Origin of the sequence: Rhodoblastus sp. (assembly GCF_019449565.1) — a bacterium.
GTDB lineage: Bacteria > Pseudomonadota > Alphaproteobacteria > Rhizobiales > Beijerinckiaceae > Rhodoblastus.
Genome location: NZ_JAGRPM010000024.1, coordinates 40,094 through 52,826, shown reverse-complemented (window position 1 = coordinate 52,826; position 12,733 = coordinate 40,094). Strand labels below are relative to the sequence as shown.

Here is a 12,733-nt window from a genome sequence, read left to right as displayed (position 1 = left end):
GGAGGTGCGGAATGCCGTCATAGACGGACAGCTCCAGCATTTTGGGATCGACCATGATGAGCCGGCACTCCTGCGGCTTGAGCCGATACAAGAGCGAGAGGATCATGGTGTTGATGGCGACGGACTTGCCGGAGCCGGTGGTTCCGGCGACGAGCAGATGGGGCATTTTGGCGAGATCGACGATGACCGGCTCGCCGCCGATGGTCTTGCCGAGCGCGATGGCGAGCTTGTGCTTGGTCTCGGCGAAATCGGGCGAGGCGAACAATTCGCGCAGGTAAACGGTCTCCCGGCGCGGATTGGGCAGCTCGATGCCGATGGCGTTGCGCCCCGGCACCACCGCCACGCGGGCGGAGACCGCCGACATGGAGCGCGCGATATCGTCCGCGAGGCCAATCACCCGCGACGACTTGATGCCCGGCGCGGGTTCGAACTCGTACAGCGTCACCACAGGGCCGGGATGGGCGTTGAGCACGTCGCCGCGCACGCCGAAATCTTCCAGAGTCTTTTCGAGCGCGTCGGCGTTGACCTCAAGCTGGTCTTCCGGCTCTTCCTCGACGGGCTGGACCGGCGGCATGGCCAAGGTTTCGACCGAAAGCGGCTCATATTGCGTCGCGTCGAAATCGAGCCGTTCGAGGAAGCCATTGGCGGGCTTGACCCGCCTGATGGTCCTGGCCGGTTCGTTGGGCTCCGGCGCCACCCGGACGGGCTCGGGCGCGGCTTCGAGCGGCGCGGCCACGGCTTTTACGCGCAGGCGCATTTTCGCAGGTTTCTCAGTTTCTGCGGCGATCGGGGCTGCGGCGACAGGCTCGGGCGCGGCGGGAGCCTGAACGGACGCAGGGGCGGGCGCGGGGGCGGAGATGCCGCCGAAGCCGACGCTGAAGGTGAAGCGCGCGCCCATGGCCCCGAAGGCGCCGAAGCCAGTCAGGTTCTGGGCCGGAACGGGCGGGGCGACGGAAACCGGGGCGAGCGTCGCCGGCGAAAGCGATTCAGCGGCCTCGGGCGCGGCGATCTCAGGCGCCTTTTCCGGCTCGGGCTGGGGCTTCACCCCATTGCGTTCCTGCATCACGCGGTCGGGCGTGCGGGCGTAGCGCACGCGCGGCTTGGGGGCGTTGATGGCGTGGGACTGGGCGAGGCGGGTCTCTTCGAGGCGGCGCGTCTGTTCTTCGGCCTTGAGGCGGGCCTCCTCCTCAATGCGGCGGGATTCTTCCTCGGCGGCGCGGCGCTGCGCCTCCTCCTCGGCGAGGCGGCGGGCGATGGAGGCTTCGGGCGTGCGGGTGAAGCGCACGTTCGGCTGGTCGGCGCGCCAGAATTTCGGCGCGGGGCCTTCCTGCGGCGAGGCGACGACGATGTCGGACTGGAACTGCGGCTCGAACTGGGCGGCGGCGAGTATCTCGCGCGACTTTTGCGCGGCCATGGCCTCAAGCCGGACGCGCTCATCCTGTTCGGCGGGGATGAAATGTTGCGGCGGATAGTCCGGCTCCGGCGGCGCGGGCGGTGCCCACTCGGCGGGGGGCAGGGCGACCGGCGCGCGCGGCGCAAAATCCTGGCTCGAATCGACGAAGACGGCGCGCGGGCGGCGGAAATGGGGACGATAGGGCGAGGGCTCCGACTCAGGCTCCTCGTCCCATTCCTGCAATTCGAAATTGGCGTCGATCTGGCGCATCTCCATGCCGTCGAGACCGAAGGAGGCGCGTTGAGAGAGAGGCGCCGGGCGGTCGGCGCGACGGCCGGCGCCGAAAAAGCGGGCCAGCCATTGGTCGAGTGTCATCAGCATGCAGGCATCGCCTTGAATACGCAGTACGACGCCCGCCGCCAGGACGAATCCTTAGAGCAACTTCGGGGGCGTTTCGGCTGCGAGAATGGGGCCTTCACGGTTAACGCCCGGTTTCGGAGCGGGCGACTTGCGCGCCTTCACGCATGGCCTTTCGGCGCCTTGCCAATCGGTAACTTGCGAGCCGCTCGCGGATCGCGGATTGTGCCTCGGACAAGGCGCTGCAAAGGCCGCGAGGGACGGGATTCGATGAAATTGGCGAGGGTCTGGCGCGGCTTTTTGCGCGGTTGCGCGCGAATCAAGAGCTGGGGGCGGCTTTTCCGCACCACCGCCTTCAAGCTGGCCATCGCCTATTTCGTCATCGTCGGCCTCGGCTTCACCCTCGTGCTGGAACATGTCGGCGAAAATGTCCGCGAATTGATCAATGACCAGATGCGCCAGACCATCGACGCCGAGATCAAGGGGCTGGCTGACCAATATGCGGACGGCGGGCTTAATCAGCTGGTCGCGGTCGTCGAGCGCCGCTCGCGGGCGCCCGGCGCCTCGATCTATCTCGTCGCCGCGCCTAATGGCGTCGCCGTCGCCGGCAATGTGATCGACCTGCCCGCCGGCGTGTTCGACCAGCCCGCCGCTGTCGAGACGACCTATGAGCGCCTCGGCGAGCCCAACATCCCGCGTAGGGCCATCGCCCGCGTTTTCAAGCTGCCCGGCAACTTTCGCCTGCTGATTGGCCATGATCTCGAAGACCGCGAAAGGCTGCGCCACATTCTTGGCTCGGCCCTGTTCACCTCATTGCTGTGGCTGCTTGTGATCGCCACATTCGGCGGGTTGTTCGTCGCGCGCCGCCTGTTGCGGCGGGTGGACGCCATGAGCGCCAAGGCGGCGACTTTGCTGGAGGAAGACCTCAAGGGCCGCCTGCCACTATCGGGCGCCAATGACGAGTTGGACCGTCTGGCGCGCAATCTCAACGCCATGCTCGACCGCATCGCCAGCCTGATGGAGGGCATAAGGCAGGTGTCGGATAATATCGCCCATGATCTGCGCACGCCTTTGACCCGGCTGCGCAACAATGCGGAGCAGGCCTTGCAGATCGACAGTGGCGAGGCCGGCTGCCGCGCCGCGCTGGAGCAGGTGATCGAGGAATCCGACGACCTGATCCGCATTTTTAACGCCCTGCTGATGATCGCCCGCGCCGAATCGCAATCCTCGCGCGAGAATTTCACCGATCTCGACGCCGCGGAGCTGGTCAGCGACATGGTCGAGCTTTACGAGCCGGCGGCGGAGGAAAAGGGCGTGGCCCTGAGCGTTGAGGCCGTAAGCCCGGCGCCGATTCGCGGCCAGCGCGAGCTGATCGGGCAGGCGCTCGCCAATCTGATCGACAACGCCCTGAAATATGGCGCGCCCGAGCTTCCCGGCGCCGCCGCCGAAGTCTGCGTCTCGGTGGCGATCGCCGACGACAAGGTGGAGATCTCTGTCGCCGATCGCGGGCCAGGGATTCCCGCCGAGGAACGCGCGCGGGTGCTGGAGCGTTTCGTGAGGTTGGAGGCCTCCCGCACAAGGCCGGGCTCCGGCCTCGGCCTCTCGCTCGCCGTCGCCGTCGCGCGGCTTCATGAGGGCGCCTTGCGCGTCGAGGACAATGCGCCGGGCCTGCGCGTCGTGCTGGCGCTGCCACGTCGCAGGGAGGGGAGCGCGTCGTGAAAACAATAAAAAAGACGCCCAACGCCTTGTCTCGCCCCCGTCCGGTCAAGCTGACGGTGGCGCGCGTCCGGGTCGCGGAGATGCTCGCCTCGGCGGGCGAGGATTGCTCCTCGGCTTTGCGCGCCTTGCCGGACTGGCCCTTGCTGGAGGAGGTTCTGGTTGGGATCGCCGACCAGTCGCCATTCCTGTGGGGCCTGGCGCGGCGCGATCCCGCACGGTTGCTGCGCATCCGCCAGCAATCCCCGGAAGCCGCGCTGGACGAGGCGCTGCGCCGGCTTTCCGCCTGCAATCTCGCCGATTGCACGGAGGCCCAGGCGAAGAGCCTGCTGCGCAAGGCGAAGCAGGAGACAGCGCTCATCGTCGCGCTCGCCGATCTCGCGGGGGAGTGGGACGTCGTCGCCGCCACCAAGGCGCTGTCGCGCGCGGCAGACCGTTTCGTCGCCACGGGTTTGCGCGTCGCCCTGCGGCTTTCCGGCGACAAGCTGGCGCTGGTCGATCCGGCCGAGCCGGAACATGGCTGCGGCCTCGTCGTGCTGGCGCTCGGCAAGCATGGCGCGATGGAGCTGAACTATTCCTCTGACGTCGATCTTGTCGTGTTTTATGAGTCGCGCTCGCCCGTCCTTGGCGCCGGGCCGGGGGTCAAGGCCAATTCCCTGCGCATCGTCCAGCATCTGGTGAAGCTGCTGCAGGAGCGCACCGGCGATGGCTATGTGCTGCGGGTCGATCTCCGCCTGCGGCCCGATCCCGGCTCGACGGCCGCCGCTGTCTCGCTCGACGCCGCCCGCCATTATTACGAGACGCTTGGGCAGAATTGGGAGCGCGCCGCCATGATCAAGGCGCGCCCCGTGGCCGGGGACCTGGCTTTGGGCCTAGACTTCCTCGGCGAAATGGCCGCCTTCATCTGGCGCAAATATTTCGATTACGCGACCATCGCCGATATCCACGCGATGAAGCGGCAGATTCACGCCGCCAAGGGCCATGCCGAGATCGCCGTCGGCGGCCATGACGTGAAGCTGGGGCGCGGCGGCATCCGCGAGATCGAGTTTTTCGTGCAGACCCAGCAACTGATTTTCGGCGGGCGCCGCATGCTTTTGCGCGGCGCCCGGACGCTGGACATGCTGCGCCAGCTCTGCGCCGACGACTGGATCACTCCGCAGGCCTCGGACGAGCTTTCCGACGCCTATCTTTACCTGCGGGCGGTCGAGCATCGGCTGCAAATGCTGAACGATCAGCAGACCCAGCGCATGCCCGAGGACGAGGAGGCGCTGAAACATTTCGCGCGCTTCTGCGGCTATCCCGGCGTCGCGGGCTTTTCGCGCGATCTGTTGCGGCATTTCCATGCCGTCGAGAAACATTACGCGCGCCTTTTCGAACATGCGCCGGGCCTCGACACGCGCGCGGGCAATCTGGTCTTTACCGGCGCGACTGACGACCCCGAAACGCTGGAAACCCTGCGGGACATGGGGTTTCGCAACCCGGGGCTGGCCGCCGAAACCGTGCGCGGCTGGCATTTTGGTCGGCGTCCGGCCGTGCGCAGCGCCCGCGCCCGCGAAGTCCTGACCGAACTCGTCCCGGCTTTGCTCGAAGCCTTTTCTAAATCCGGCGACGCCGATTCCTGCATGGTGGCCTTTGACGCCGCGCTGGCGCGCATGCCCGCCGCGTCGGAGCTGTTCGCATTGCTGAAGTCGCACGAGCCGATGCTGCAATTCTTCGCCGATATTCTTGGCGGGGCGCCGCGTCTGGCGCAGGTGATCGCGCAGAGCCCGCATGTGCTCGACGTCGCCATTGATCGGGGCGTGGCCGCCGCGCCGATGGACGTCGCGGATTTTTCGCGGCGCCTCGCCCGCTTCCATGAAGGCGACCAGGGGCTCGAACCCTTCCTCGATGCGGCCCGCGTCTTCGCCAGCGAAGAGAATTTCATGATCGGCCTGCGGCTGTTCGCGGAGCTGATCGAGCCGGAGCAGGCCGCGCGGGCCTATTCGGCGCTCGCCGAAGCCGTCGCGCGCGCCTGTCTGGCGCAGGTGCAAGCCAATTTCGCGATTGAACATGGCGAGGTTCCGGGCGGGCGTTGCGTCGTTCTCGGCCTCGGCAAGCTCGGTTCGCGGGAACTGACGGCGACCTCTGACCTGGACCTCGTCCTGCTTTACGATTTCGACCCCGAGCGCGCCGAATCCATTGGCCCGCGTCCCCTGCACGCCATTGTCTATTACACCCGCCTCACCCAGCGGCTGATCGCGGCGCTGACGGCGCCGACCCGGCGTGGCAAATTGTTCGAGGTGGACATGAGGCTGCGGCCCTCGGGCAACAAGGGGCCGCTGGCGACGCAGATCGCCTCGTTCCGGTCCTATCAGGCCTCCGAGGCCGAAATCTGGGAGCATATGGCGCTGACGCGGGCGCGGCCCATCGCGGGGGATGACAGCCTCGCCGCCGAGGCCTCTCAACTGATCGCCGAAACGCTTTTCCACCCGCGCGACCTTTTTGTGCTCGCCAAGGCTGTGCGCGACATGCGCGCGCTGATCGGCAAGGAAAAGGGCGAGGACAATCCCTGGAACCTCAAGCTCGCCTCGGGCGGCCTCCTCGATGTCGAATTCATCGCGCAATATCTGACGCTCGCCCATGGCGCCGAGGCGCCGGGGCTGCGGGCTTCGGCGACGGCGGATATTCTGAAAGGCGCCGCCGAGGCCGGATTTCTCGATGCGGCGACGGCGGAGAGCCTGCTTGGCGCGCTGGCGCTTTATTCCGGCGTCACCCAATGGCTGCGGCTGGCCCTGGACGAGGGCGCGGACCCCCGTCACGCCGCCGAAGGCGTCAAGCGCCGCATCGCCACCGCGATCGGCCTGCCCGATTTCGCCTTGCTGGAGAGGGAGCTGACGGCCAAACGCAAGGAAATCCGGCGCATTTTCACGCGGGTTTTGGCGAAGGGCTGAAGGCGCGCGCGCCGCGCACAACATGCGACGCGCGCGATGTCGGATAGCCTCGGGCGCCTATCGGAACGAGAGGTAGCCAATGACAGCGCTGGCCGCCACGAGCAATGCCGGATTCATCTTGTATTGCAGCAGGATCAGCAGCACGCCCGCCGCGATGGCTGCGGTTTCGACGCCGAAGATCGCGCCCTTCGCCATCGTATAGCAGCCGGCGAGCAGCAGGCCGATCGACACGGGCGCGAGTCCTGCCTGGATCGAATCCCGCCACGGCCATGATTCCAGCCGCTTCCAGCCGCGCCCGACGGCGAAGGTCAGCAGCGCCGTCGGCAGAAAAAACGCCAGCAGCACCGCCAGCGCGCCGAGCGCGCCAGCCGCCCAATCGCCGATGGCGACGATCATCATCATGTTCGGCCCAGGCGCCATCTGGCCGATCGAATAGAGATGGATCAACTGTTCCTTGGTGAGCCAGTGGTGCACATCGACGCTGAGATATTCCATCTCCGGAAAGGCGGCCATGCCTCCACCCACCGCCAGCAAGGACAGATAGGCGAAAACGCGGATCAGCGCGGGAAGCTGGCTCATTGGCTCCCGGCCGACTTTGCGCGGCGCGGATGACGCCACAGGATGCTGATCAGGCCCACGCCAAGAAGCGCCCATAGCACCGACACATGATAGCGATCCACCGCGATGACCGTAAGCGCCACGAATGCCAGATCGGCGCGGGTTTCGAGCGAGCGCCGCCCGAGCTGGATCGCGGTAAACAGCGCCAGTCCGACGGCAGCCGCCGCGACCCCCTTCAAGGTTGCCGCTGAGGCGGCGTGGTCGCCGTGACGCCAATACAGGATGCCGGCGACATACATGAGCGCGGCTCCTGGCAGGCACATCCCCACAATCGCCGCCGCCGCGCCCGGCGCGCCCCGCAGCTTCTGGCCGACCAGAATCGCGAGATTGGTCGCGTTCAGCCCCGGCAGAGTCTGGCTCATGGACAGCATCTCGACGAATTCCTTATCGTCGACCCAGCCTTCGGTCTCCACGAGCCGGCCGCGTAGATAAGGCACGGCGCCGCCGAAGCTGATAGCGCCGATGATCAGGAACTCGCGGAAAATACGCGCGACCGACACGGCCGGCGCCGCCTCCGCGCCCTGTTTCGCTATGTCACTCATGGCTTTGCGGCTCGTTGCCTTTGAGACGATAGACCATCGCCGTCTTCGTCACGCCCAGCGCCAGCCAGTCCTCCACTTCCTTCTGCAAGGTCATGTAGAACGCGCCAGCGAGCCGTTTGGGCTTTTCGGCGACCGCCTCCCGGCTGCCAAACTTTACCTGGAAAGCGAATTCGCCGACCAGCGATTTGTGCTCGCCGCGCGTGCGCCACAGCGAGACATCGCATTTCGCCACGACGCCCTTGCCGAAATCGAGCGTGCCCAGCGGGCGAAGCACCTCCTCGACGATCCCTTCGTTCACGACCAGGATGCGCTCCTTGTCGCCGCCGCCGAGGAGTCGCAGCGCCGGGAAGACCTTCGCCAGCGTCCCCATGCTCAACCCGTCGCGCTTGCGCGCCTGACTCAGTCCGAACTGGCAATTATGCGAAAACAGGATGCGGTAGCCGCCGGTCCGATCCTTGAGCGGCAGCGCCTCCGCCTTGAACTTGATCTTGCATTTGCCATCGATACTGGGCCGGACGTCCATCTCCGTGGCGGCGCGCTCATCGGGGTGCCGGTATTTCAGGACGATTTCTGGATCGCCCACGGGAAAACCGTCGACATAGCGGATGCGGCGGCGAAGGATGAAGGCATTGTTGTAGAGCCGGAAATCCGGCGTGTCGCCGAAAACGATCTCTCGGATTTCCGGCCGCAGATTCATTTCCGGATGTTCGATGAAGCCGACGCCGAGATCTTCGGCGGTGCGTTTCACGATCGCGCCGAAATCCCGGAAGGCCTGGACCGAGGTAAAATTGTCCGGCTTCAGGATCAGCTTGGCCTCCAGATATTGCACCTGGTCGAATGGAGCGCCGTCCTGGTAAACGCCGATCGGAGACGCGGGCAGCAGCGTGACGCCGGCCCGTTTAATGGCCTTATTCTTCTTTTGTTTCGCAAGCGCTTTGGCGGAATTCTGTTTCTCATCGGCCATTCGAAACGTCCCAAGCCCGTCGCGCGCTCAATGGCGTCGCGGACAGCCAAGCTTAACCCGCAAAAGTTAAAAAAACCGAGGCAAATACGTGTGTTGGGCTTGCGCGCAAAATCCGTCAGGCGGGTTTCAGCCGCCGGGCGCGCTCAACTGATAGCGTATGGCGCCGCGATAATGAGCGGCGTATAAGAGAAAAAGTGACCACCCGCGCGTTCGACGAGGCGCGATGTTGGATATTTGAATGATGGAAGCTTCGATGACCCGCATTCCCGATTTCTCGACACTCGCTCTCGACAAGGACCAGAGCGCCGCGCCGCCGGCCTTTTCCGCCGAGCCCTGGCTGACCCCGGAAGGCATTTCGGTAAAGAGCGTCTACGGCCCCGATGATCTCGAGGGGCTGGCCTCGGTCGATTCCTTCCCCGGCTCCGCGCCCTTCCTGCGCGGCCCCTATCCGACCATGTATGTGAACCAGCCCTGGACGGTGCGGCAATATGCCGGCTTCTCCACGGCCGAGGATTCCAACGCCTTCTATCGCCGCAATCTGGCGGCGGGCCAGAAGGGCCTGTCGGTGGCCTTCGACCTCGCCACCCATCGCGGCTATGATTCGGACCATCCGCGCGTCGGCGGCGATGTCGGCATGGCGGGCGTGGCGATCGATTCGATCTATGACATGCGGACCCTGTTCTCGGGTATTCCGCTCGACCAGATGTCCGTGTCCATGACGATGAACGGCGCCGTCCTGCCGGTGCTGGCGCTCTATATTGTCGCGGCGGAAGAGCAGGGCGTGCCGGCGGCCAAGCTTTCCGGAACGATCCAGAACGATATTCTCAAAGAATTCATGGTGCGTAACACCTATATCTATCCGCCCAAGGATTCGATGCGCATCATTTCGGACATCTTCGCCTATACCTCGCAGAATATGCCGAAATTCAACTCGATCTCGATCTCCGGCTATCACATGCAGGAAGCCGGGGCGACGCAGGATCTCGAACTCGCCTATACCCTCGCCGACGGCGTCGAATATTTACGCGCGGGCATTGGGGCTGGCTTGACGGTGGACCAGTTCGCGCCGCGCCTGTCGTTTTTCTGGGCGATCGGCATGAATTTCTTCATGGAAGTGGCCAAGCTGCGCGCCGCGCGGCTGCTCTGGGCCAATCTGGTCAAGACGTTCAATCCGCAATCGGAAAAGAGCCTGCCGCTGCGCACGCACAGCCAGACGTCAGGCTGGTCGCTGACCGCGCAGGACGTGTTCAACAATGTCGTCCGCACGCAGATCGAGGCCATGGCCGCGACGCAGGGCCACACCCAGTCGCTGCACACCAATGCGCTCGACGAGGCCCTCGCTTTGCCGACCGATTTCTCGGCGCGCATCGCCCGCAACACCCAGCTTTTCCTGCAACAGGAATCGGGCACGACCAAGATCATCGACCCCTGGGGCGGCTCCTATTACGTCGAGAAGCTGACCGCCGAACTGGCCGAAAAGGCCTGGGCCCATATTCAGGAAGTCGAGGCGCTCGGCGGCATGTCCAAGGCCATCGAGGCCGGCATTCCCAAGCTGCGCATCGAGGAGGCTGCCGCCAAGACGCAGGCGCGCATCGATTCCGGCAAGCAGGCGGTGATCGGAGTCAACAAGTTCCGTCCCGAGAACGAACGGCCGATCGACGTGTTGAAGGTCGAGAACGCCGCCGTGCGCGCCCAGCAGATCGAAAAGCTGAAGCGCCTGCGGGCCGAGCGCAACGAGGCGGAGACGCAAGCCGCGCTGGACGCCTTGACCGAGGGCGCCAAGAGCGGCGCCAATCTGCTGGCCTTGTCTATCGAGGCGGCGCGGAAAATGGCGACGGTCGGCGAGATCTCTTATGCGCTGGAAAAGGTTTTTGGACGTCATCGCGCGGAAATCAAGAGCATTTCCGGCGTCTACAAGCGGGAGGCCGGCGTGAATTCCACCGCCATCGCCAAGGTTCAGGGGCAGGTCGACGCCTTTGTCGAGAACGACGGCCGCCGGCCGCGCATTCTGGTCGCCAAGGTCGGCCAGGACGGCCATGATCGCGGCCAGAAGGTGATCGCCTCGGCCTTCGCCGATCTCGGCTTCGACGTGGATATCGGCCCGCTATTCGCCACGCCGGAAGAGGCCGCGCGACAGGCGGTCGAGAATGACGTGCATATCGTCGGCATTTCCTCGCTGGCGGCGGGCCATCTGACGCTGGTTCCGGAGCTGAAGGCGGCGCTGGAGAAGGAAGGCCGCTCCGACATCATGATCGTGGTCGGCGGCGTGATTCCGCCGCAGGATTTCGATGCGCTTTATAAGGCCGGCGCCTCGGCGATCTTCCCGCCCGGCACGGTGATCGCGGAGGCCGCGGGCAAGCTGATCGACGAATTGAACAGCCGCCTCGGTTACGCCAAAGCCGCCGCCGAATGATTCAGGCCGAGGCCCAGCGCGCGGGCGAGGATGGTTTTCTCGTCGCGACGGAGAACCCGCCGGACGAGCAGACGCAGATCATCCTGCTGAGCGGTCTGGCGAGCTTCAACGAATCGCGCATCGGGCCGGACCCGGTGCGCGATCCGAGCAACCATCTCTGCGTCGTCGCGCGCGACGCCGAAGGGCGCGTGCGCGGCGGGTTGCAGGGAGTGATCGTCGGGGCCTGGCTGGCGACGGATCTGGTCTGGGTCGAGGAAGCCTATCGCCGCAGGGGCCTGGGCGCGCGCTTGCTCGCCGAGGCCGAGGCCGAAGCTCTGCGGCGCGGCTGCAAATGGGCTATCCTGGCCACATTCGATTATCAGGCCCCGGGCTTCTATTCCCGGCGCGGCTATGTTGAATATGCCCGCATGGAGGATTTTCCCTGGGGCTCGACCCGCTTCCAGCTGAGGAAAACGCTGGCGTGAGCGGGTCCGACGCGACCGGGAAGGGCGGGGGGCGCCGTGGCCGCAAGAATTGGCGCCGCGCTTTGTCGCGCGCGACCAGCAAGGCTCTGCGCGAACCCATTCGCAAGATTCGCGAGCCTGCCCGCCAGTTCCTGCTCAGATTCATTCCCGGCGCGCCGGTCGAGATCGAATCTGCCGCTTCCTTGCCGCTGGTTCCCTATGAGGGCCAAATGCCCGGGCCGCGGACGCGATGCCTTGTCTATGGCGAGGCGCGGGTCGCTGTGCGCCTCCATCCACTCAGCCGCAATTCCGCCGATACCGACGGCTTTCACTATGTCGATCACGAGGTGGTTCCGCCGGGCCTGACGCTGGAGCATCCCGGGCCGCATTTCTGGTTTTCCCGCTCCGGCCTGATGCTCTCGCCCGGGGGCGGGATCTGGCCGCATTCTTTCACCGGCCCCTTCCGGCCGGATCGCCTGCGGACGGTGAAATGCGTTAGCGCGACGGCGGAAGGCGCGGGCGGGACCGGGCTGAGGTTTCACCCTGCTTTGTTGAAAAGCGCGCCGCGCATCTTGGATGCGCATTTGATCGTGGCGCAATCCGAGGCGCCGAATTTCGGCCATTACCTGCTGGATGTCGTTCCGCTGGTCCATCTGGGCAAGGAGATCGGCGCGCCCATGCTGTCATGGCCGCTCAAGCCCTGGCAGAAGGATATTCTGGCGCGGCTGGGCGTCGGGCCGGGACGCATTCGCGAAGTCCCTTGCAAGACCCATCTGCTGGATCATCCGGTCGTCAGCAATCGCCTGTCGGGTCTTGGCGCCCATATCGCCCATCCGCAGGCGAAGCGGACATTCGACACGATCAAGGCCAATGTTCCAATCGAGCGTCACGCCTCGCTGCCACGGCGGTTCTATCTCGTCCGCGGCCAGGGCCATGGGCGCGCGCTGAAAAACCGCGACGCCTTGGCGGAAGCGCTCGCCGCGCGGGGCGTCGTCGCGGTTCAGCCGGAACTGTTGAGCTTCGACCAGCAGGTCACCTTGTTCGCGCGCGCGGATCTGGTAGTCGCGGAATTTGGCGCGGCGCTGGCCAATGTGGTGTTCTGCCCGCCCGGCGCCAAAGTCGTCGAGATCATCAGCGAGGGCCAGCACGACCCGTGGTCGTCTCACTTATGCGCCATGCTCGGGCTGGAGCATGTCGTGCAATTCCAGGCGCTTTCGCGGGAAGAACAGCTCTCGCGCGGGGATCGTTTCGCGCCGTCGCCGGATTTCGCCTTTACGGCGGATGTCGCCGCGATCTGCAAGGCGGTCGATCAGCTGGGCTGAGTTTTGCGGGCCGCCTGAGCGGCGGCCCGTTTTTG

The 12,733-nt window shown here is 65.6% G+C and carries 9 protein-coding genes; 5 read left to right on the top strand and 4 right to left on the bottom strand.

The features are described 5' to 3' along the window. Positions 1 to 1,774 (bottom strand): DNA translocase FtsK (locus QZ409_RS05515; protein ID WP_296707639.1); only part of this gene is annotated, 1,774 nt, incomplete at its 3' end. 246 nt (positions 1,775 to 2,020) lie between these two features. On the opposite strand from QZ409_RS05515, the gene QZ409_RS05510 reads away from it, so the two are divergent. Together QZ409_RS05510 and QZ409_RS05505 are read left to right on the top strand one after the other, a co-directional pair. Next, entirely contained in the window at positions 2,021 to 3,469 is a 1,449-nt protein-coding gene (locus QZ409_RS05510; protein WP_296707635.1) for an ATP-binding protein, read from the top strand. Next, positions 3,466 to 6,396 carry a bifunctional [glutamine synthetase] adenylyltransferase/[glutamine synthetase]-adenylyl-L-tyrosine phosphorylase gene (locus QZ409_RS05505; protein ID WP_296707633.1) on the top strand — a complete coding sequence of 977 codons (2,931 nt, stop codon included), beginning with the start codon at positions 3,466 to 3,468 and terminating at the stop codon, positions 6,394 to 6,396. Before QZ409_RS05510 ends, QZ409_RS05505 begins: the two co-directional genes overlap by 4 nt. Positions 6,397 to 6,453: 57 nt before the next feature. Here the strand turns inward: QZ409_RS05505 and QZ409_RS05500 are convergent, their stop codons facing one another. The 3 genes from QZ409_RS05500 to QZ409_RS05490 are packed head-to-tail and all read right to left on the bottom strand — an operon-like array spanning position 6,454 to position 8,520. Beyond that, positions 6,454 to 6,975 (bottom strand): chromate transporter, encoded by a 522-nt coding sequence (locus QZ409_RS05500; RefSeq protein WP_296707631.1) that lies wholly within the window; start codon positions 6,973 to 6,975, stop codon positions 6,454 to 6,456. Continuing rightward, on the bottom strand, positions 6,972 to 7,556 hold the full coding sequence (locus QZ409_RS05495) for a chromate transporter (protein WP_296707630.1): 585 nt from the start codon (positions 7,554 to 7,556) through the stop codon (positions 6,972 to 6,974). Before QZ409_RS05495 ends, QZ409_RS05500 begins: the two co-directional genes overlap by 4 nt. Further along, positions 7,549 to 8,520: a hypothetical protein gene (locus QZ409_RS05490; RefSeq protein ID WP_296707628.1), complete on the bottom strand. Its 972-nt coding sequence runs from the start codon at positions 8,518 to 8,520 to the stop codon at positions 7,549 to 7,551. The genes QZ409_RS05495 and QZ409_RS05490 overlap by 8 nt, the downstream gene beginning before the upstream one ends. Before the next feature lie 241 nt (positions 8,521 to 8,761). Between QZ409_RS05490 and scpA the strand changes: the two genes are divergently transcribed. The 3 genes from scpA to QZ409_RS05475 are packed head-to-tail and all read left to right on the top strand — an operon-like array spanning position 8,762 to position 12,698. Next, positions 8,762 to 10,933, top strand: a complete 2,172-nt coding sequence (gene scpA / locus QZ409_RS05485; RefSeq protein ID WP_296707643.1) for a methylmalonyl-CoA mutase — start codon at positions 8,762 to 8,764, stop codon at positions 10,931 to 10,933. Beyond that, positions 10,930 to 11,397 (top strand): GNAT family N-acetyltransferase, encoded by a 468-nt coding sequence (locus tag QZ409_RS05480; RefSeq protein WP_296707626.1) that lies wholly within the window; start codon positions 10,930 to 10,932, stop codon positions 11,395 to 11,397. The genes scpA and QZ409_RS05480 overlap by 4 nt, the downstream gene beginning before the upstream one ends. Further along, positions 11,394 to 12,698: a glycosyltransferase 61 family protein gene (locus tag QZ409_RS05475; RefSeq protein WP_296707623.1), complete on the top strand. Its 1,305-nt coding sequence runs from the start codon at positions 11,394 to 11,396 to the stop codon at positions 12,696 to 12,698. The genes QZ409_RS05480 and QZ409_RS05475 overlap by 4 nt, the downstream gene beginning before the upstream one ends. Positions 12,699 to 12,733 lie beyond the last annotated feature (35 nt).